Annotated in this window: 17 protein-coding genes and 1 pseudogene; 9 read left to right on the top strand and 9 right to left on the bottom strand. The window is 74.6% G+C overall.

Going from position 1 to position 19,250, the window contains the following annotated elements:
- The 3 genes and pseudogenes from ABD317_RS18855 to ABD317_RS18845 form a co-directional block, all read right to left on the bottom strand.
- Positions 1 to 1,235: pseudogene (locus ABD317_RS18855) on the bottom strand (TIGR02680 family protein); the annotation flags it as partial.
- Entirely contained in the window at positions 1,232 to 2,467 is a 1,236-nt protein-coding gene (locus tag ABD317_RS18850; protein WP_344291112.1) for a TIGR02678 family protein, read from the bottom strand. The pseudogene ABD317_RS18855 and the gene ABD317_RS18850, both read right to left, overlap by 4 nt.
- Positions 2,464 to 4,023 (bottom strand): TIGR02677 family protein, encoded by a 1,560-nt coding sequence (locus ABD317_RS18845; RefSeq protein WP_344291111.1) that lies wholly within the window; start codon positions 4,021 to 4,023, stop codon positions 2,464 to 2,466. The genes ABD317_RS18850 and ABD317_RS18845 overlap by 4 nt, the downstream gene beginning before the upstream one ends.
- Before the next feature lie 312 nt (positions 4,024 to 4,335).
- On the opposite strand from ABD317_RS18845, the gene ABD317_RS18840 reads away from it, so the two are divergent.
- From ABD317_RS18840 to ABD317_RS18830, 3 genes are all read left to right on the top strand, one after another.
- Entirely contained in the window at positions 4,336 to 4,617 is a 282-nt protein-coding gene (locus ABD317_RS18840) for a type II toxin-antitoxin system Phd/YefM family antitoxin (protein ID WP_425582390.1), read from the top strand.
- Positions 4,614 to 4,877 (top strand): Txe/YoeB family addiction module toxin, encoded by a 264-nt coding sequence (locus ABD317_RS18835; protein WP_344291109.1) that lies wholly within the window; start codon positions 4,614 to 4,616, stop codon positions 4,875 to 4,877. The genes ABD317_RS18840 and ABD317_RS18835 overlap by 4 nt, the downstream gene beginning before the upstream one ends.
- Before the next feature lie 182 nt (positions 4,878 to 5,059).
- Complete coding sequence (locus tag ABD317_RS18830) at positions 5,060 to 5,275, top strand: hypothetical protein (RefSeq protein WP_344291108.1); 216 nt, start codon at positions 5,060 to 5,062, stop codon at positions 5,273 to 5,275.
- 598 nt (positions 5,276 to 5,873) lie between these two features.
- Here the strand turns inward: ABD317_RS18830 and ABD317_RS18825 are convergent.
- A complete protein-coding gene (locus ABD317_RS18825) occupies positions 5,874 to 6,695 on the bottom strand; it encodes an NAD(P)H-binding protein (RefSeq protein ID WP_344291107.1) in 822 nt (273 codons plus the stop codon).
- 87 nt (positions 6,696 to 6,782) lie between these two features.
- On the opposite strand from ABD317_RS18825, the gene ABD317_RS18820 reads away from it, so the two are divergent.
- Both ABD317_RS18820 and ABD317_RS18815 read left to right on the top strand, forming a co-directional pair.
- Positions 6,783 to 7,205 (top strand): winged helix-turn-helix transcriptional regulator, encoded by a 423-nt coding sequence (locus ABD317_RS18820; RefSeq protein WP_344291106.1) that lies wholly within the window; start codon positions 6,783 to 6,785, stop codon positions 7,203 to 7,205.
- A 109-nt stretch (positions 7,206 to 7,314) separates the two neighbouring features.
- Positions 7,315 to 8,379, top strand: coding sequence for an ArsO family NAD(P)H-dependent flavin-containing monooxygenase (locus ABD317_RS18815; protein ID WP_344291105.1), 1,065 nt, complete (start codon positions 7,315 to 7,317; stop codon positions 8,377 to 8,379).
- Between the two features lie 71 nt (positions 8,380 to 8,450).
- On the opposite strand, the gene ABD317_RS18810 is transcribed toward ABD317_RS18815, so the two are convergent.
- Positions 8,451 to 8,813 (bottom strand): metalloregulator ArsR/SmtB family transcription factor, encoded by a 363-nt coding sequence (locus tag ABD317_RS18810; protein ID WP_027753075.1) that lies wholly within the window; start codon positions 8,811 to 8,813, stop codon positions 8,451 to 8,453.
- Positions 8,814 to 8,837: 24 nt separating this feature from the next.
- Positions 8,838 to 9,896, bottom strand: coding sequence for a flavin-containing monooxygenase (locus tag ABD317_RS18805; RefSeq protein ID WP_344291104.1), 1,059 nt, complete (start codon positions 9,894 to 9,896; stop codon positions 8,838 to 8,840).
- A 104-nt stretch (positions 9,897 to 10,000) separates the two neighbouring features.
- Between ABD317_RS18805 and ABD317_RS18800 the strand changes: the two genes are divergently transcribed.
- Positions 10,001 to 11,404: an NAD(P)-binding domain-containing protein gene (locus tag ABD317_RS18800; RefSeq protein WP_344291103.1), complete on the top strand. Its 1,404-nt coding sequence runs from the start codon at positions 10,001 to 10,003 to the stop codon at positions 11,402 to 11,404.
- A gap of 90 nt (positions 11,405 to 11,494) precedes the next feature.
- Here ABD317_RS18800 and ABD317_RS18795 read toward each other — a convergent pair whose 3' ends face one another.
- The 3 genes from ABD317_RS18795 to ABD317_RS18785 form a co-directional block, all read right to left on the bottom strand.
- Positions 11,495 to 12,682, bottom strand: coding sequence for an FAD-dependent monooxygenase (locus ABD317_RS18795; RefSeq protein ID WP_344291102.1), 1,188 nt, complete (start codon positions 12,680 to 12,682; stop codon positions 11,495 to 11,497).
- Positions 12,679 to 14,076, bottom strand: a complete 1,398-nt coding sequence (locus ABD317_RS18790) for an MFS transporter (protein ID WP_344291101.1) — start codon at positions 14,074 to 14,076, stop codon at positions 12,679 to 12,681. The genes ABD317_RS18795 and ABD317_RS18790 overlap by 4 nt, the downstream gene beginning before the upstream one ends.
- 103 nt (positions 14,077 to 14,179) lie before the next feature.
- A complete protein-coding gene (locus tag ABD317_RS18785) occupies positions 14,180 to 15,886 on the bottom strand; it encodes a chitinase (protein WP_344291100.1) in 1,707 nt (568 codons plus the stop codon).
- A 285-nt stretch (positions 15,887 to 16,171) separates the two neighbouring features.
- Here ABD317_RS18785 and ABD317_RS18780 point away from each other — a divergent pair, with 285 nt between their 5' ends.
- The 3 genes from ABD317_RS18780 to ABD317_RS18770 all read left to right on the top strand — a co-directional run.
- The gene (locus ABD317_RS18780) at positions 16,172 to 17,134 is read left to right on the top strand and encodes a hypothetical protein (RefSeq protein WP_344291113.1); all 963 of its coding nucleotides are present in this window, start codon (positions 16,172 to 16,174) and stop codon (positions 17,132 to 17,134) included.
- A gap of 10 nt (positions 17,135 to 17,144) precedes the next feature.
- Complete coding sequence (gene cpaB / locus ABD317_RS18775) at positions 17,145 to 17,858, top strand: Flp pilus assembly protein CpaB (protein WP_344291099.1); 714 nt, start codon at positions 17,145 to 17,147, stop codon at positions 17,856 to 17,858.
- An 87-nt stretch (positions 17,859 to 17,945) separates the two neighbouring features.
- On the top strand, positions 17,946 to 19,250 hold a 1,305-nt coding region (locus tag ABD317_RS18770; RefSeq protein WP_344291098.1), incomplete at its 3' end, for a CpaE/TadZ family protein.

Genomic DNA, 19,250 nt, shown 5'->3' with positions numbered 1-19,250 from the left:
GCTGCCGCGGCAGCCCCGGCGCGGGCCTCGGCGAAGCCCGCGGCGCTCGCCTCCGCCGCCTGAGCCGCCTTGGCCCGTCTCGCCGCGCGCTCCTCCCGCACGGTCCCGGCGCGTTCGGCCGCACGCCGCGCCTGGGCGGCGGCCTGCCCGGCCTGCTCGGTGTAGCGCTGCGCGTCGGCGAAGTTCTTCAGCCGGGGATCGGCGGCCAGTTCCTCCCGGGTGGCCCGCTGCTCGGCCAGTTCGGTACGGGTCGCCGCCAGGTGCTCGCCGGCTTCGGCCTCGTCCCGCTCCCCGCGTTCCATCTCCTCCCGCACCCCGGCCAGCGACCGCTGCACCCCCTCGTACGCGCTGTGCGCGCCGCGCACCTGGCCACTCTGGCGGCGGGCGGCGACCGAGGCGTAGCGGCGGTAGCGCTCCAGGAACCGGGCCACGTGCCGGCGGGTGTCGCGCAGGCCGGTCAGCTCGGCGCGCTGGGTCTCCAGGTCGTGGAAGGCGGTCGCGATGTCGCTGACCACCGCCTGGTCGAGCGGGGTGAGGGCGTCCGACAGCGCCTGGGACAGCCGCTTTTCGTCCGGGCGCTTGGACAGCTGCGGCTGGCGCAGCTGGATCAGCAGGTTGACCAGCGCCTCGTACCGCTCCTCGCCGAGGTGGAACAGGTGCTCGTCCAGCATCCGCCGGTAGCGTTCGGCCTGCTGTACCACCTGCCCGTGCAGACCGATCGCCTCGGTGAGCCGGTCCCGGGAGAGCGCCGCGCCGGACGAGCCGATCAGGAACAGGTCATGGCCGACGCGCTGCGAGGTGACGAAGAACCACCGGTCGGCGATGCCGCGCCCGGCGACGGCCTTCAGCCCGGCGCCGACCGTGAGATACGCGCGCTCCCCGTCCTCGGTGACCCGCCCGAACTCCAGCCACGTATAGCCCAGGCGCTCGTCGTAGCGGTCGCCGAGCAGCAGGTTCCACTCCATCCGCTTGCCGCGGTCGCCGTCCGGCTCCACCCGGCTCGGCGACATGTCCCCGTCCAGCAGGAACGGCAGCGTCAGCGCCAGCACCTTGGACTTGCCGGTGCCGTTGTTGCCGCGGAAGAGCACCCGGCCGTCGCGGAAGACGAACTCCTGGGCGTCGTAGTAGAAGAGGTCCACCAGGCCCGTACGCAGCGGCTGCCAGCGGGTGGTACGGGCCGCCGGCAGCTCCACCTCGGTGCCTCGGCCGGCGGGCGCACCGGTGGGGGTGGTCATCGCGTGTCCTTCTTTCCGCGGATGGTGGGCCTGAGGTAGCCGAACCGGGCGAGCGCGGGCAGGGGCACGACCTTTTCGCCGTTCTCGCCGCTCTCGCCTCTCACCCGGACCAGGCCGAGAGCAGCCAGCCGCCCCAACGCATGCGCGGTGAGCACGCGCTCGGCGCCGGGGTCGCGGGTGTTCTTGCGCCAGTGCGCCCGGTGCTCGACGATCATCTCGCGCATCCGCTGCTCGGCCGCCGCGACGCTGACCGGCCCGGTGCCCGCCCGCAGCTGATCGGAGAGGTACTCGGCCAGCAGCAGCGTGGCGTGCCCCTCCGTGCCCTCCTCCGGCATCCCGAAGTCGGTCGCCTCCCGGGTCGCGTCGACCAGGGCGATGCCCTCGGCGCGGACCTCGGCGAGGAACCCGGTCGCCTCGGTCAGGCGCTTGAGCAGCGGGCCACGCTGCATGTCCAGGTACGTGCGCTGCGGCTCGGTCAAGTCGGCGTAGTAGACCACGGGGTCGTCCAGCAGCCGCCGGGCCAGCGCGTGGCGGAGCTGCCGGTTGCGGCCGTCCTCGGTATCGGCGACCACGTCCTCGGTGACAGCCGTGAGCCGCGCCTGGAGATCGGCGGCCGGCACCAGCGACGGTCCGCGCCGCGTGGACAGCAGCACCGCGAGCACCCGCCGGTCCACGTCGTACAGCGCGTCGCCGCTGCGGTTGACGAACGCCTGCTCGTCGCCGGCCACCTTCTGCAGCACCCCGAGCGACAGCAGCAGCTGCGCGACGGCGACGAGATCACCGCGCTCGTCCCGGTCCTCCATGGCGAAGGAGATCCCCGCACCGGCGATCTCCTCGTCCGCGGCGTACGCCACCACCCGGTCCACCAGCCAGCCGAGCGTGACCTGGGCCTCCGCCCGCTCCAGCGCGGCCAGCGCCAGGCACGCCAGCACGTAGCGACGGCGGGAGAACGGCTGCCGCGCCCGTGCCCCGCCGCCGGGCACGCGCGCCGCGCGGCTGCCGTCGGACAGATCCCCGGGCACCTTGCGCAGCCGCGCCACCCCGGGGTCGGTGTGCAGCGACCAGCCCGCCTCCCGCGCGAACCACTCGGCCAGATACCCCGCATGCTTGCGCACCAGCCCGTATGCCGGGTCGGACGGCGTCAGCAGCGGCCGGTGCAGCAGCGCTCGCACCGCCCGCCGCCGCTCCTCGTCCCGCTGCGCGTCCAGGACGTCGGCCAGCACCCCGGTCACGAGGCCGCCCCCTGTTGCCCGGGTGCCAGCGGCACCGTCAGGTCGACGATGGTGACCACGTGGTCGGGGCCGCGCAGCACCCCGTCCGCTGTGACGATCTCCGCGAGACCGTCCACCGGCTCCAGAGCCACCGCCAGCGTCCCGTCCGAGGTACGGGTACGGATCGTCCCGTCCGCACCCGGCGGCCCCGCCGCCAGCGCGTCCCCCAGCAGCCGCAGGAACAGCGCGAACTCCTGCCGGTCCAGACCACCCAGCTCGCTCAGCCGCACCGCCCGCCCGGTCGCCAGCCGCCGCCGCGCCGCCTCCACCTGCTCCCGCTCCACGGCCACCTGCCGGGCCAGCAGCTCCCGCTCGCCGCTGCGGTCGCGTACCCGCTTCGGCGCGCCGCGCCTGGCGTAGTGGCCCGACGCCCGCAGCCGCGCGGAGATCTCCACCCGGGGTGCATCCAGCCAGCTCGTGGCCGCCGGCACCGGGGCGGGCGGCGCGTCGTCCGCGGCGTGCGGCCCCGCGGTCAGGTGCCGCGACGTGGCGAGACCGAACGCCGCCCGCCACAGCCGGTGCGCGTCCTCGTCCGTCGGCGCCTGCGCGAACCAGCGCGCCAGCGCCCGGAAGTCGGCCGAGCGGTCGCTGCGCCCGGCCCGCCGCTCCTGCAGCACGCTGATGGTGGCCAGCAGGTCGGGGATGGCCTTGCGCGCCCGGGTACGCAGCAGGTCCGCCTGGCAGGGGCGGCCGCGGCTGCCGGTGAACCACGACCACAGCCCGGACCACCGGCTCTCCCACACCGCGAGCTTCTCACCCGCCGCCGGAGACACCGCCGCCTCCGCACCGGCGCCGGGCGCCGCGTCGGCCGCCTCCCGCCCGGCAGCCAGCGCCAGCAGCTCCGCCACCCGCTGCGACTCGATCGCCCGCAACGTGGCGGCGATGTCGTGCTGTTTGACCACGAGTTCGGACACGAACCGTTCCAGATACGCGATGAGACGGTCCTTGTAGGCGAGGAACGCCTCCTCGTCCACGTCCTGGAGATCGATCGTGCGCTGCAGGGAGCTCATGAACGCGCTCGCGTTCGCCGCCAGCGAATCCAGCCGCCCCATCAGTTCCAGCAGCAGATTGTGCACCACCGCCGGATCCGGGCGTGCGGGCAGGTCGCGCAGCGCCCGCAGCCGCACGCGGACGTCCTCCAGAGCCACCGCCTGCAACTCACCGCGCCGGCCGATCTCCTCCTCGTACACCTCGATCGCGCGCTCGGCGGCTTCGCCCTCGCGGCTGAGCTGGTACAGATACCGGGGCCGGTAGAAGTCCTCGACCGTCGTCACCCGGCTCGTGTCCGGGTCGGAGCGCAGGTTCCCCCACCCCGCCAGGCTCTCCAGCGCCGCCGCGACCGCCTCCTGCGACAGGTCCACCCCGCCGTCCCGGCGCAGCGCGTCGGTCACGTCCTCGGGCCGCAGGTGCACCACGAACCGCCGCTTGTTCGTCGTGAAGACCCGCATGATGCGCCGGTACGTCCCCGAAAGCGGCGCATCCAGATGCGCGAACGGCCTCGCGGTGGGTTGATCCATGAATCCTTGACATCCATTCGGCTAGCCGCCTGCTCGCGCACCGATTGCGACCTGCCCCCGGAGGGCCCGCACGCGTACGTGCGCTGCAGATGCCAGCCTAGCGAGCACATGGGACGGGCTTCCGCGGTCAGGGAGAAGGCGCCGGAATCCGGCCGGGCAACTGGACAGGCCACCCGCGATCCTGCTACATCGCCCCCGGTTACCTGGTGCGGGGAAGAGGCCACGGCAGGACCGCATCCCCACGGCGGCAGGTACCTCCAGCCTGCGAACCGAGTTCGCACGACTCCGGCGCTGTACGTTATTATGTACGCTATGAGGACCATGAGCGTCACCGAACTGCGCGCCGCCCTTGCCGACGCCCTCGACGCGGTCGAGAACGACGCGGAGGAGTTGGTGATCACCCGTGCCGGTCATGAGCCGATGGTCGTCGTCTCGCTCGCCGAGTACGAGGCGCTGAAGGAGACCGACTACCTCCTGCGGTCGCCGGCGATGGCGGAGCGGCTGCGCAGGTCCATCGAGCAGGACCGGACGGGACAGGGTGCTGTCCGCGACCTGGTCGACCCTGACGACGGGTCAGGGCGGGGCGCTGCGTGAAGGTCCTCTTCGTTGAAGACGGCTGGAGCGACTACCTGTGGTGGCAAGCGAACGACCGGAAGCTGCTGAAACGGATCAACCAGCTCATCGCCGACATCGACCGCAACGGCCACGAGGGGATCGGTAAGCCCGAGGCGCTGCGGAACGATCTGGCGGGTTACTGGTCGCGGCGCATCAACTCCGAACACCGGCTGGTGTACCGCATTGACGAGGACGGCCTCATTCACGTGGTGGCCTGCCGCTTCCACTACGAACGGTGAGTCGCCGACACGGCTACGGCATCACGGCGCGGGTTGCCGTGCTTTTCACACGGCTGCTTGTAGCAACTGGACAATGCACCTTCATCGGCAAGGAGCAGTTCGGTGCGGTGTGCGGGGGAGGCCAAGGAGGCGGCAGGCCGCAGCATGGCCCGTCACGATCTCTAGTGTGCTCGTCGAGCTCGGTGAAGTCCTTCGTCAGCTCCGTACTCGGCTGGCACTGGAGCGACATCGGATCCGACACGGGCCTGCCGGTCCGGCTCTCCTCCGGCACCCCCGTCCACTCCGTCTGGGACTTCCAGGTCAGTGACAACCCCGGCACCATGAACGTCGCCTACGACCTGTGGCTGCACCGGATCTCCAACCGAACTGGGAGAACAACCCCACCGACGAGATCATGATCTGGCCCTACCGCGCCGGCCGGGCCGATCGGCGGGGTCGTCGACACGGTGCGGATCGGCGGAGGCACCTGGAACGTCCACCAGGGGCAACATCGGCTGGGAGGTCTACTCCAGGCGGGCACCGAGATCTTCCACGGCATCGGCTGGGTGGAGACCAGCCGCTACGCCACAGACGTCGGGTGCCCCCCCACGGACGTGTGGCCCCGGGGTACGCCGACGACGTTCCGGGGCCACACACGGCCGCCCGCGGGGCGGGCGCCGGAGCGGACGCGTCGCTTGGTGTCCGTGTCGGTGAACGACTGCCGTGGCGGGGGTGTCCGGTGGGACGGCCCCCGCTGGGACACACTCACTCGTTGAGCGACCCGAGCTCGCTCGCCGGGTCGGCGCCGTCCGCGATGTTCTGCAGGACCACGCGCAGGTCCGTCTCCAGGGAGTCCCTGCCGGGCGCGGAGAGCTTGCGTGCGTGGGTGCTGTCCGCGAGTTCCCGGGTGACCAGGCCGACACTGGAGGTGACGGTGGCCTCTCCCGCGACGATCCGCCATCTCGACCCGAGGCCCTTCCGTGACCCGGCCTTTTCCGCACGCCCCGGGGCCCGGCGCTACGCGGCCGCTTCCGGGCGGGTGGCGGCGGCGGTGGCGACGGCCGTGTCCAGCGGGTCGCGGGGCGGGCGGCCGAGGAGGGCCGCCAGGTCGGGGGCGGTGGCGTCCAGGAAGCCGTGGCGGACGCCGGTGGCGATCGAGGCGAGCATGGGCGGCTGGAAGGGCAGCAGTCCCGGTGTCTCGTCGAGGAGCCTGCGCCGGTACTCGCCCAGGCTGAGGGTGCGGTGCGGGACGCCCAGCCGGGCAGCCACCTGCCCCGCCGTGATCGGCGAGCCGACGAGGTCGTGGACGCGCCCGTCGTGCGGTGCCGGGTCCGCCGCGACGGTCGCCGCGGCCTCGGCGAGGTCGTCGCGCGCGACCGCGGCCAGGGCGCCGTCGCCGAACGCGGACTCCACGCCGTCGCCGGACCACCTCAGCAGACCGCCGAAGAGTTCGGCGTAGAGGCCGTTGCGCAGGATCGTCCACGGCAGCCCGCTCGCCCGCACCAGGCGTTCGGTCGCACGGTGCGCGAGCGCGAAGCCGAGATGGTCGCCGGCGCCGGTCAGGCTCGTGTAGACGACGTGGCGGACGCCGTCCCGGACGGCGGCGTCCAGGACCGCCTCGTGCCGTCCGACGACCTGGTCGTCCTCGGCGTAGCCGGCGGAGACCAGCACCAGGGTCGACACACCGGCGAGGTCGAGGCTCGCGGGGTCGTCGAAGTCGAGACGGCGCACCCCCTCGCCGGGGGTCCGGCTGCCGCCCGTCGCCGCGGCGCCCCGGGCGTGCAGCGCCGCGAGGGTGGCCGCGCCGAGGTTCCCGTTCGCTCCGGTCACCAGGATCATGTGAGTCGCCGTCCTCCGTCGTGGTTCTCATCGGTAACTACGCTTGATCCTCGACCGCCCGTTCGCAGGCCACAAGAAGGCAGTCTGATGTCACTCACGCACACCGGGGTAACCACCGCCCCCGCCGACCTCGCCCCCTGCGGGCGCGAGGACCACCCCGACTGCGGCATCCGCGACGTCCTGGACCGCATCGGGGACAAGTGGTCGGTGCTCGTGATCGTCGAACTCGCCGGCGGGCCGCGCCGGTTCCGCGAGCTGCAGCGCGCCATCGACGGCATCTCCCAGCGCATGCTCACCCTCACCGTGCGCCGGCTGGAACGCGACGGCCTGGTGCTGCGCACCGTGTACCCGACCGTCCCCGCCCGGGTCGACTACCGTCTGACCGGGACCGGGACCGGCCTGACCCACCTCGTCAAGGCGCTCGCCGACTGGTCCCGCACGCACCGTGCCGTCATCGCCGAGGCGCGGCACGCCTACGACCGGGCCCACCCCGACCACGACATCCGCTGACGGCGACCGCCGCCGGAAGACCGCCGCCGAGTTCGCCACCGCGGAAAGGACCGACGATGCACCGCCGTGACCGCCGCATCCCCGGCGCGGGGCCCGCGGGTGCGGCCGCGTGACCGGCGGGCACACCGCCGACGTGGTGGTGGTCGGCGGCGGCCAGGCCGGCCTCGCCGCCGGCTATCACCTGCGGCGCCGCGGGCTGGACTTCGTCATCCTCGACGCCCAGGCGGGTGCCGGCGGGGCGTGGCGGCACGCCTGGGACTCGCTGCGGCTGTTCTCGCCGGCGGGGTACTCGTCCCTGCCCGGCCGCCCGATGCCCGTCCAGCGGGGCCGGACGTATCCGGACGCCGCCCATGTCGTCGCGTATCTCACCGACTACGAGCGGCGCTACGCCCTGCCGGTCGTACGGCCCGCACGGGTGCGCGGCGTGCACCGCGACGGATCGCGGCTGCGCGTGGAGTCCGACGCCGGGACCTGGCGGGCGCGGGCGGTGATCAGCGCCACCGGCACGTGGTGGCGGCCCTTCGTGCCCGCCGTGCCCGGCCGGGAGGTGTTCGCCGGCCGGCAACTGCACACCGCCGGCTACCGCCGTCCCGGGGACTTCGCCGGGCAGCGCGTGATCGTGGTCGGCGGCGGCAACTCCGGCGCCCAGATAGCCGCCGACCTCGCCGGGTACGCCGAGCCGGCCTGGGTCACGCGGCGGCCGCCGCGCTTCCTCGCCGACGACGTCGACGGGCGCGCCCTGTTCGACGCTGCCACCGCACGCCACCGCGCCCTGGAGCGCGGCGAGCCGGACACCGGCGGGGTCGCCTCGCTCGGCGACGTCGTCGCCGTACCGCCGGTGCGCGACGTGCGCGACCGCGGGCTGCTGAAGGCCGGGCCGATGTTCGCGCGCCTCACGGAGGGCGGAGCCGTCTGGCGCGACGGTACGACCGCGCGGGCGGACGCCGTCATCTGGTGCACCGGTTTCCGCCCCGCCCTGGCCCACCTCGCCCCGCTCGGGCTGCGCGCCGCCCGGGGCCGCGTCCGCACCGCCGGCACCCGCTCGGTCGCCGAGCCCCGGCTGCACCTCCTCGGCTACGGCGACTGGACCGGCCCGGCCTCCGCCACCCTCATCGGCACCGGCCGGCCGGCCCGCGGCGCGGCGCTGGAGATCGAGACGCTGCTGCACGGCTGAGCGCCGGCGCGCGTGGCGTACCGGGCGCGGACCGCGGCGGCGGGTGCCGGCGGCCTGGCGGGGGGCGCCGCTCAGCCGCCGTAGTGGTGCAGCGCCTGGCCCATGGCGGCGAGCACCGAGGGCTCGACGCGGTAGAAGACCCAGGTGCCGCGGCGCTCGGAGGTGAGCAGGCCGGCCTCCTTGAGCTTCTTCAGGTGGTGGCTCACGGTGGGCTGGGAGACGCCGACGTCGGAGATGTCGCACACGCACGCCTCGCCGCCCTCGTGCGAGGCGACCGCGGAGAACAGCCGCAGCCGCACCGGGTCGGACAGCGCCTTGAACATGGCGGCGGTGGTCACCGCCTCCTCGGCCGTCAGGGTCCGCTCGGTCAGCGGCGGGCAGCAGGGCGCGACGGTTTCCGGCTCAAGCACGGGGAGCAGCTTCGCGTTCGCCATACGTCTAGTTTCACACAGGTCGAATCAGTCGGACCGGCCTAGCTGGCGGGCCAGCCGGCCGGCGACGCGGTCGGCGTCCCGGCCGACGCCGCGCAGCGAGTTGGAGGACGGGCTGCGCTGCCACTCCAGTCCGACGAATCCCAGGCCGGGACGGGCCGGGGCGGCGCCGCCGCGGTGCCGCGGCCCGCCGGCCGGGCCGAGGACGCCCAGGGGGGCGAGATAGCCCAGGTCGGGCCGGTAGCCGGTGGCCAGCACGAGCGTGTCCACGGACTCGGCCGTACCGTCCGCCCAGATGACCTTGTCCCCGTCGAGGCCGGTGAAGAGGGGACGGCGGTCGGGGGCGCCGGTGGCGACGGCGGCGCGGTAGCGGCCGTCGTCGATGACCATCTGGGTGGGCGGGACGGTGACGAAGCGGCCGAGCGGCGCCGTGTCGAGGCCGGTGACGCCGAGCCAGAAGTGCAGGTCGCGGCCGAGGATGCGCTGGCGCGCATAGCGCACGGGGCGGCGGGAGGCCAGCGTCACGGTCGCGTGCCGGGCCAGTTCGGCGCCGATCTGCACGGCGGAGTTGCCGGCGCCGACGATCACCACGCGCCCGCCCGCGTACGGCTCGGGCCGGCGGTAGTCGCCGGCGTGCAGCACGGTGCCGGTGAAGGACTCCAGGCCCGGCAGCGCGGGCCGGAACGGGCGCCCGAAGCTGCCGGACGCGCCGACCACCGCCCGCGCGGCGAGTTCCCGGCCGTCGTCGAGGGTGACGCGGAACCCCGTGCCGGCGGCGCTGACCTCCCGTACCCGGCAGCCGGTGCGCACCTCGGCGTCCAGGCCGGCGGCGTAGCGTTCCAGGTAGGCGGCGACCTCGTCGCGGTGCGGGTGGCGGTCCGGGTCGCCGGGGAAGTCCAGCCCCGGCAGCGCGCTGTACCGGGCGGGGGAGAAGAGGGTGAGGCTGTCGTAGTAGCGCGGCCAGGACCCGGCCGGCCGGTCGGAGGCTTCCAGCACCACGGGCGCCAGGCCGTGCCGGCGCAGCGCGTACGCCGCGGCCAGCCCCGACTGTCCGCCGCCGACCACCGCCACGTCGAGCTGTTCCATGGATCCTCCTTGATTCGAGAAGCGTCTATGTTGACGCTCATCGAATCAGATGCCATGCTGTCCGCACAAGCATCGAAGGCTGTCGAAGCAGAGGAGCCACCGTCATGGAGCACGCCCCCGATCTGCCCGTCGCCGTCGTCGGCGCCGGCCCCGTCGGCCTGGCGGCCGCCGCCCGCCTGCTGGAGCGCGGCCTGACCCCGCTGGTGCTGGAGGCCGGGCCGCGCGCCGGCTCCGCGGTGCGCGCCTGGGGGCACGTGCGGCTCTTCTCCACCTGGGCCGAGCTGACCGACCCGGCCGCCGAGAAGCTCCTCGCCCCCACCGGCTGGACCAGGCCCGACGAGAGCACGTACCCGACCGGCGGCGAATGGGCCGACGGCTATCTGCAGCCGCTCGCCGACGCCCTCGGCGACCACGTCCGCTACGGCGCGACGGTCACCGGCGTCGCCCGCGCCGGCCGCGACCGCATCGTGGACACCGACCGCGACGCCCAGCCCTTCGCCGTCCACGCCGTACGGGCCGACGGCACCGAGGAGCGCCTCCTCGTACGCGCCGTCATCGACGCCTCCGGCACCTGGTCGACTCCCGGTCCGCTGGGCGCGGGCGGCCTGCCCGCGCTCGGCGAGCGCGCCGCCGCCGACCGCGTCGCCTACCGCATCCCCGACCTCGCCGACCCGGCCGTACGCGCCCGCCACGCGGGCCGGACCACCGCCGTCGTCGGCTCCGGCGCCTCCGCCTTCACCGCGCTGGCCGCCCTCGCCGACCTCGCCCGCGAGGCCCCCGGCACCCGAGCGCTGTGGATCCTGCGCCGCGGCATCGGCGCGCACACCTACGGCGGCGGGGAGGCCGACCAGCTCCCCGCGCGCGGCGCCCTCGGCCTCGCCGCGAAGGCGGCCGTCGAGGACGGCCACGCCACCGCGCTGACCGGGTTCCGCACCGCCGCCGTCGAGCGCGACGGCGACAGCCCCGACAGCCCCGCTCGGCTCGTGCTCGTCGCCGAGGACGGCCGCCGCAGCGAGCCCGTGGACGAGGTCGTCGCGCTGACCGGACTCCGCCCCGACCTGTCCTTCCTCGACGAACTGCGCCTCGGCCTCGACGAGCGCCTCCAGGCCCCCGTCGCGCTCGCCCCGCTGATCGACCCCAACGTCCACTCCTGCGGCACCGTCTACCCCCACGGCGCCGCCGAACTGTCCCACCCCGAGACCGGCGTCTACCTCGCCGGCATGAAGTCCTACGGCCGCGCCCCCACCTTCCTCGCGATGACCGGCTTCGAGCAGGTCCGCTCCATCGCCGCGGCCCTCGCCGGCGACCACGAGGCCGCCGCCCGCGTCGAGCTCACGCTCCCGGAGACCGGCGTCTGCGGCGGCACCGGCCTCACCGGCGGAACCGAAACCGACACCGGCACCGGCACCGGCACCGGCACCGGCACCGAGCAGAGCGCCGACACCGGCGGCTGCTGCGCCCCCGCACCCGGGCTCCTCCAGGTCGGCACCACCGCTCGAAGCTGCTGACCCCGCCCGCACGGCCCCGGCCCCGGCCGCCCTGATGGGGGGCGGCCGGGGCTTCTGCCGCTCGGGCAACGGCGCGTGGAACCGAGCGGGTCAGGGGGCCGCCGGGAGGGTGAGGGCCGTGTGGGCGCGGCGGCGCGGGGTGGGCGGGACGGCGGTGAGGTTGCGGAGCCGGGCGTTGCGCTCGGCCAGGGCCTCGGCGGTGGTGGGGAAGAGCGTGGCGCCGCCGGTGCCGACCAGGTCCTGGTTGAGGGTCACGAACTCGCGGGTGTCGCGTTCGTACGCGGCCAGGCCCGCGGCGTGGTCCCGGCCGTCGAGGGCGGCGGCGAGCATGTACGCGCCGGTGAGCGCGAGGCTGGTGCCCTGGCCGGTGAGGAAGGAGGGCGCGTACGCGGCGTCGCCGAGCAGCGCGACCCGGCCGCTGGACCAGCGGGGCATGCGGATCTGGCTGACCGCGTCGAAGAACACGTCGTCCGCGTCGCGCAGGGCGGCCAGCATGCCCGGGACCTCCCAGCCGGCGTCGGCGAAGACCGCGGCGACCAGGTTCCGCTGGGCCGCCGGGTCCGGGAAGGCGTCGAACGGCGGTACCGGGCGGGCGAAGTTCAAGAACGCGTGCACGTCGTCGTCGCCGTCCCCGACGGCGTAGAGCGCCGCGGCCCTGCCGGGGGTGTTCCACATGACGGTCTCGTGGGAGAGCCCGAGGGTGTTGCGCATGGTGAAGACGGCGAAGCAGTAGCCGAGGTACCGGTGGAACTGCTCTTCGGGGCCGAAGAGCAGCTCGCGGGTGTGCGAGTGCATGCCGTCCGCGCCGAACACCAGGTCGAACGTGCGGCTGCCGCCGCCGCGGAACGTGACGTCGACCCCGTGGCCGGACCGGCCGAGGGTGTCGACGGAGTCGTGGAACAGGAACTCCACGTCGTCCCGGACCGCCGCGTAGAGGGCGTCGGTCAGGTCCCCGCGCCGCACCTCCAGGTCGTGTCCGGTGACGCCGCCGGTGACGGAGTGCGGGTGGACCGCGGCCACCTCGCCGCCGTCCCCGTCGAGGAAGGTCAGCCGGCGCAGGTCGATGTGGGCGTCCCGCAGCGCCGGGAGGATACCCATCCTGCGGACGACCTCCAGCGCGGTGCCGCGGATGTCGACGGGGTAGCCGCCGGCCCGGAGGCCGCCCGCCTTCTCCACCACGGTGACGGCGTATCCGCGGCGGTTCAGCCAGTAGGCGAGGGCGGGGCCAGCGATGCTGGCTCCGGAGATCAGGGCGGTGGGCCCGAGCGTGGGGGTCATTCGGTGGCTCCTTTGCTCATGGTGCGGGTGACGAGGAGGGCCAGCGCCGTGACGGCGGCGGCGATGACGAAGCCGGTGACGAAGGAGGACTCGGCCGGGATCCCCCCGCCGGAGGGGGTGCCGGCGGTGAGGAGGGCGCCGCCGAGCTGCGCGCCCACGGCGAAGCCGACCACGCGGGTCACCAGGACCAGGCTGCTGGCGATGCCGGTGTCGCGCTGCTCGACGTACGTGGCGGTGCTGGTCATCATCGCCGTGACGCACAGGCCGTTGGCGAGCGCGATCAGCGCCTTGCCGACGACGACGTGCCAGACCTCGGAGTGCACGGCGGCCAGGCCGGCCAGGGAGACGGCCATCATGACGGCCCCGGCGGTGACCACGGCGCGGGGGCCGAAGCGCCGGGTCCCGAGCCCGCCGATCGGCCCGGCCAGCGCCGCGACGACGGCGCCGGGCAGCAGGAGGAAGCCGATCGCGGTGGCGCTGGCGCCGAACCCGTACGCGTCGTCGGGCAGCGCGAGGAGCTGCGGTACGAGGTAGACCGCCACCGAGGTGCCGACGCAGATCACGAACGTCAGCACACACGCCTTCCATATCGGGGGGCGGGCCAGCATGCGCAGGTCGATCATCGGCGCGGCCGCCCGCCGCTCGACGGCCACCCAGCCGGTCGTGAAGGCGGCCAGGGCCACGACGAGGACGGCGAGGACGAGCGGCCGGGTGCGGAGTTCGGGCGCCTTGGCCAGCATGGCCATGAGCGTGCCCAGCATGCCGCTCAGGAGCAGCAGGCCCGGCCAGTCGATCCCGGCGTCGTCGGAGCGGCCCGGCGGATCGTGCGGCATCAGCCGGTGCACCAGGGCGGTGGAGAGGATGACGGCGATGGTCGGCAGCGCGAACATCCAGTGCCGGGAGAGCGTTTCCGCCACCGGCCCGGCCGACAGGGTCCCCGCCATCCCGCCGCCGACGAACATCCCGCTGACCACCCCGATGGCGACCTTCGACTCGCCCGCGGGGAGGTGTTTCCGTACGACGATGAACGACAGGGGCAGCGCGCCCACCATCGCCCCCTGCAGTATCTGGCCGAGCAGCAGCACCGGCAGGTTCGGCGCGACGGCGGACACCAGGCCGCCCACCGAGACCACCGCCATCAGCCGGATCAGGACCCGTTTCCCGCCGTAGCGGTCGCCGAACTTGCCGGCGATCGGCGTGGTGAGCGCGCCGGTGATGAGCAGCGCGACGCTGAGCAGCGCCCCTTCTGCGGGGCTCAGGTCAAGCTCGCGTTGCAGGAGCGGCAGCGTCGGCGTCACCACGGACTCCAGGGCGCCGGTGGCGACGGCGAGCATGCCGAGTGCCCCGACAGCGGCCTTCCCGATGGGGACCGGGGGAGCCAGGGTTGTGGTCATGAGCGTCCTTTCCGTCGTTCCGGGCGGGTCGGAGGCCGGTCGTACGCGCGTGGCGCCGCCGCCCGGCCGGCGGTGCGGGAGGCGGCCGGCCGCGGACGGCCGGTCAGGGCAGGGCGTGCACGTGCGGCCCCACCGCGTTGGACCACGAGTTGCCCGCGGTGGCGTCCCAGTTGGTCGACCAGGTCATCGCGCCGCGCAGGTCCGGGTACGTCCGCGGGGGCTTGAACGAGCCGCAGTTCGTGCCGCGGGCCAGGCAGTCGAGCGCGTCGTTGACGACGGACGGCGAGGTGTAGCCGCCGCCCGCGGCGCGGGTGGACGCCGGCAGGCCGAGGCCCACCTGCGAGGGCGCGAGCCCGCCTTCGAGCTGGATGCAGGCCAGGGAGGTGAGGAAGTTGATCGTGCCCTGCGCGTACACCCCGCCGTCGCAGCCGAGCATCGTCCCGCTGTTGTAGTACTGCATGTTGACGACGGTGAGGATGTCCTTGATGTTCAGCGCCGTCTTGAAGTACTCGCCGGAGGTGGACTGCATGTCGATGGTCTGCGGCGCCATCGTGATGACGAGGTCCGGGCCCGCCAGCTGCGACAGCTGGCGCAGCGCCTGCGTCATGTAGGTGGAGTTGAGGCCGTTCTCCAGGTCGATGTCGACCCCGTCGAAGCCGTACTCCCGCATGAGCGCGTGGACGCTGTTCGCGAAGTTCGCCGCCGCGGTCGAGGAGTTGACCGAGACGGTGCCCTTCTCGCCGCCGACCGAGATGATCACGGTCTTGCCGTTCTGCTGCTTGGCGGCGATGTCCTGCTTGAACTCGCCGACGGTGTAGCCGAGGCCCGCCGAGTCGAGGTTGAAGGTCACCGCGCCGGGCGTGGCGGTGGCGTCGGCGAAGGCGACGGCGATGATGTCGTACTGGCTCTGCACGTCGCGGATCCGCTGCACCGCCGCGCCGTTGTTGAAGTTCTGCCAGTAGCCGGTCACCGCGTGCTTCGGCACGTCACCGCCGCCCCCGCCGTCGGCGGTCGTGGTGGCGGTGACGGCCGCGGACTTCGGGGACTCGCCGGCGGCGTTGGTCGCGGTCACCCGGAACTCGTACGCGGTCGAGGGCGTCAGCCCGGTGACGGTCGCGGAGGCCCCGCCGGTGCTGAGCACCTTGGTGCCGTCGCGGTAGACGTGGTAGCCGGTCGCGCCGGTGACGGGGGACCAGCCCAGCGAGACGGAGCGGGCGGCGGTGCCGGTGACGTCCGGTCGAGCGGGCGCGGCGGGGACGGTGCCGGGGTCGCCGCCGGGGCCGGTGAGGGTGAGGTCGTCGGCGTGGTAGGCGGGCTGGCCGTACCAGCCGTGGGTGTAGACCGTCACCGAGGTGGTGTCCGGGCCGGTGGTGAAGGAGGTGTCCAGCCGGGTGTACGCGGACGCCCCGGAGGTCCAGGTGGAGACGTCGGTGGTGCCGGTGCCGGTGGCGCCCAGGTAGACGTACGAGCCCTCCACCCAGCCGCTCAGCTCGTACGCGGAGTCGGGCTGGACGGCGACCGTCTGCGTGCAGCGGGCGTGGTCCTGGCCGGCCGGGGCGGCGCGCAGCGCGGCGGCGCCGCTGTGCACGGGGGTCCCGACGGTGGTGCCGGTGGCGCCGGAGCAGGTCCAGCCGCTCAGGCCGGACTCGAAGCCGGGGTTCTGGACGAGGTTGGGCTCGGCGCCCGCGGCCACCGGGGTGCCGAGGAGGGCGGCGAGCAGCCCGCCGGCCGCGGCGACGGCGAGGCGGCGGAAGGAGGTGCGCGCGGTGCGGGGTCTGCCGGATCGGCTGGGTCTGCGTGCTCGGAACACGGGGGCCTCCGTCGGAAGGGGGGAGCGGGTGAGGAACGGGGGCGTGCAGGCTGCGCCGCACAACTTGGTCCAGACCAATCGCAGTGTCAAGACTTCCGGTACGGCCGCCGCGCCGCGAACGGCCCCCTCCGCCCCGCCCCGGCCGCCGCCCGGGCACCCCAACCCTCTTTGCACAAAAGGTGTTTCCGCAGTCCACGTCGCGGTTATGGTGCTCAGAGCGTGTCTGAGACCGGTGGGGGGACGCCCGACGTGCCAACAGCCATCGCAGTCACCAGCCCCGACCTCGTGCTCCCCGCCCCCGGCCGCCACGGGCCGCCCGGCCGGCCGGCCCCGCCCGGCCACCCCGGTCCCGCGGTGACGGCGCTGCGCCACCCGCGGGAGCAGCCCCTGGAAGAGGCGCTGGCCGAGGTGTCGGCCGTGCTGGAGCAGCACGGCTTCCTCGTCGTGCTCCACCCCGCCGCCGCCCCCGCCGCCGTGGTCCGCCGGCTGCACACCGTGCGGTCCGTGCTGGAGAGCGACCGCATGGCGCTGATCCCGCTGCCCTTACCGCCGCTCGCCGTCGCCGTCATCGCCCGCCAGCTGCTCCAGCTCGCCACCGCCGACGTCGGCGCCGGGGTGCTCGCCACCGCCGCCCGGCTGCTCACGCACTACGTCCACGCCGGCGCCGTGCTCGGCAGCGTCGCCAAGCTGGACCGGGTGCCGGTGACGCTGGACGCGCACGCCCGCTCCTGGTTGCCCGGCACGCAGTTCGCCGTGCTTGCCGCGCCGCGCCCCCGGCTCGTACGGGTCGGCCGCGACCCCGTGCCACCGGGCCCGGACTTCGTCACCGGGCTCGTGCACGCCTCCGGGCGGCTCGACGCGGCCTGGGTCACCGGCGAACTGGCCGCCGGCTGGCGGGTGCAGACGGTGGAGGAGGCGCCGCTGCCCGCGGCGTCCGCGCCGTGGTGGGCGACGGAGAAGGTGTGCGAGTTCGCCGCCGGGATCACCGATCCGCTGGTGCTGAGCCGGCTGGTGGCGTCGGTGCAGCGGGCGCGCTGCTCGTGGTGCGGGCTGGAGATCATCGGCGACCGGTGCCTGCTGTGCGCCACCCCGGTGCCGCCGGGGCCGGCCGCCCCCTCACCCGCGCCGCCGCAGGCCGTACCGGCGCAGCCCCTGCCGGCACAGCCCGTACCGCAGCCGGTGTCGCAGCCGGCGCACCGGCCTGCCGTCGACGCGGCGATACCGTCACCCCCCGAGAACAACCGTTGAGGTCCCGTCGATGAACTCACGCCAGCGTCGCGGCATCATCCTCGTCCTGCTGTCGGTCCTCGTCGCACTCGGCGCGTTCGCCGGCGTGCTGGCGTTCGTCAGCGACGTGGAGTCCAAGGTCGGCGACGAGGCCACCGCCTACCGGCTCACCACCGACGTCGAGGCGTACGAGCCGCTGGGTCCTGACCAGTACGAGAAGACGACCATGCCGGAGCGCTGGCTGCCCGACACCGCGGTCACCGACCCGGACGAGCTGGCCGGCAAGGTCGCGCTCACGCCGCTGAAGCGGGGCTCGCTGCTGCAGAGCGACATGGTCAGCGGCCGCCCCGAACTGGAGCCCGGGCAGCAGGAGATCGCCATCATGATCGACGCCTCCACCGGCGTCGCCGGAAAGATCACGCCGGGCGCCCGGGTCAACATCTTCGCCACCTTCGACGCCCAGGGCGACGGCGACAAGCCCGTCTCGCAGGTGATCGTCGCGGGCGCCCGCGTCATCGACGTCGGCGAGCTGACCCCGATCGAGCGCACCGGCGACGACGACCCCCGCGCCGACGAGGGCGAGGCCGTGCCGATCACCTTCGCCCTCGGCACCTCCGACGCGCAGCGCGTGGCGTACGCGGAGTCCTTCGCCACCCACGTGCGCCTCGCCCTCGTCGCCCCGGGCGAGGAGCAGACGGACATCGCTCCCGAGGACCGCACGTACACCCTCGACGAGGACCGGTGAGGGGCCGCACATGACCATCCACATCCGCACCCGCGGGCGGCGCAGGCCCGCCCTCCGGGCGTACGCCGCGGAGGGGGGCCGGCGACCGTGACCGTACGCATCCAGGCCGCCATCGCCGACCCCGACGCCGCCCGCGCCACCGTCTCGCTGCTCCACCAGATGCCCGACGCCGAGGCCGCCGCGCCGATCGGCGACTCCGTCGCGCTCCTCGACCACCTCGCGACGCTCGCCGGCACCGGCGTGGCCGAGCTGCCCGAGGTGCTCCTCGTCCACGAGCGGATCGGGCCGGTGCCCGCGCTGGAGCTGATCCGCGACGTCGCGCTGCGCTTCCCGGCCGTGGGCACGGTCCTCGTCACCGCCGACACCTCGCCCGCCGGCTACTCCGCCGCCATGGACGCCGGCGCCCGCGGCGTCGTCGGGCTGCCGCTGGCGTACGAGGAGCTGGCCGCCCGGGTGCAGGCCGCCGCGCAGTGGAGCGGCGGCGTCCGGCGCCACCTCGGCGCCGCGACGGGCCCCGAGGCGTTCGGCGGGCCCGGCGGCACCCTGGTCACCGTCAGCGGCGCGAAGGGCGGCGTCGGCGCCACCGTCGCGGCGGTGCAGCTCGCGCTCGCCGCGCGGGCCGCCGGCCGGCACGTCGCGCTGGCCGACCTGGACCTGCAGTCCGGCGACGTCGCGTCGTACCTGGACGTGCAGTTCCGCCGCTCGGTCGCGGACCTGGCGGGCATCAAGGACATCTCGCCGCGCGTGCTGCAGGACGCCGTCTTCACCCACCACACCGGCCTCGGCCTGCTGCTGGCCCCCTCCGAGGGCGAGCGCGGCGAGGACGTCGACGACCGGGCCGCGCGGCAGACGCTGAGCGCGCTCAGGTCGCGCTACGACGTGGTGGTCCTCGACTGCGGCAGCCAGGTGACGACCCCGAACGCCGCCGCCGTCGAACTCGCCGACGTCGCGCTGCTCGTGACGACGCCCGACGTGATCTCCGTACGCGGCGCGAAGCGCATGCTGCGGCTGTGGGACCGGCTGCAGATCCGCAAGGCGGAGGACACCGTCGTGCTGGTCAACCGGCTCACCCGGAACACCGAGATCCAGCCGTCGATCATCGCCCGGGCCACCGGGACGACGGTGGCGCGGACGTCGGTGCCGGCGGCGTTCAAGGAGCTGCAGCCGCTGGTGGACGCGGGGCGACTGCAGGACCTGGAGCAGAAGTCGACGGTGCGGCAGGCGCTGTGGGCGGTGGCGGGGGAGCTGGGGCTGACGACGGTGCCGGACCAGGCGGGTCCGGGTGGCCCCGGCGGCCCGGGTGGCCCCGGCGGTCCGGGCGGCCCGGGGGCGCACGGCGGCGGAGCGCAGCGGGCGCTCAGCGCGGGCGCCGGTCCGGGTACCGGAGCCGCG

This window comes from Streptomyces synnematoformans (genome assembly GCF_039531005.1).
Lineage (GTDB): Bacteria > Actinomycetota > Actinomycetes > Streptomycetales > Streptomycetaceae > Streptomyces > Streptomyces synnematoformans.
The sequence above is the reverse complement of the archived record's forward strand: the minus strand, read 5'-3'. Positions and strand labels throughout refer to the sequence as shown.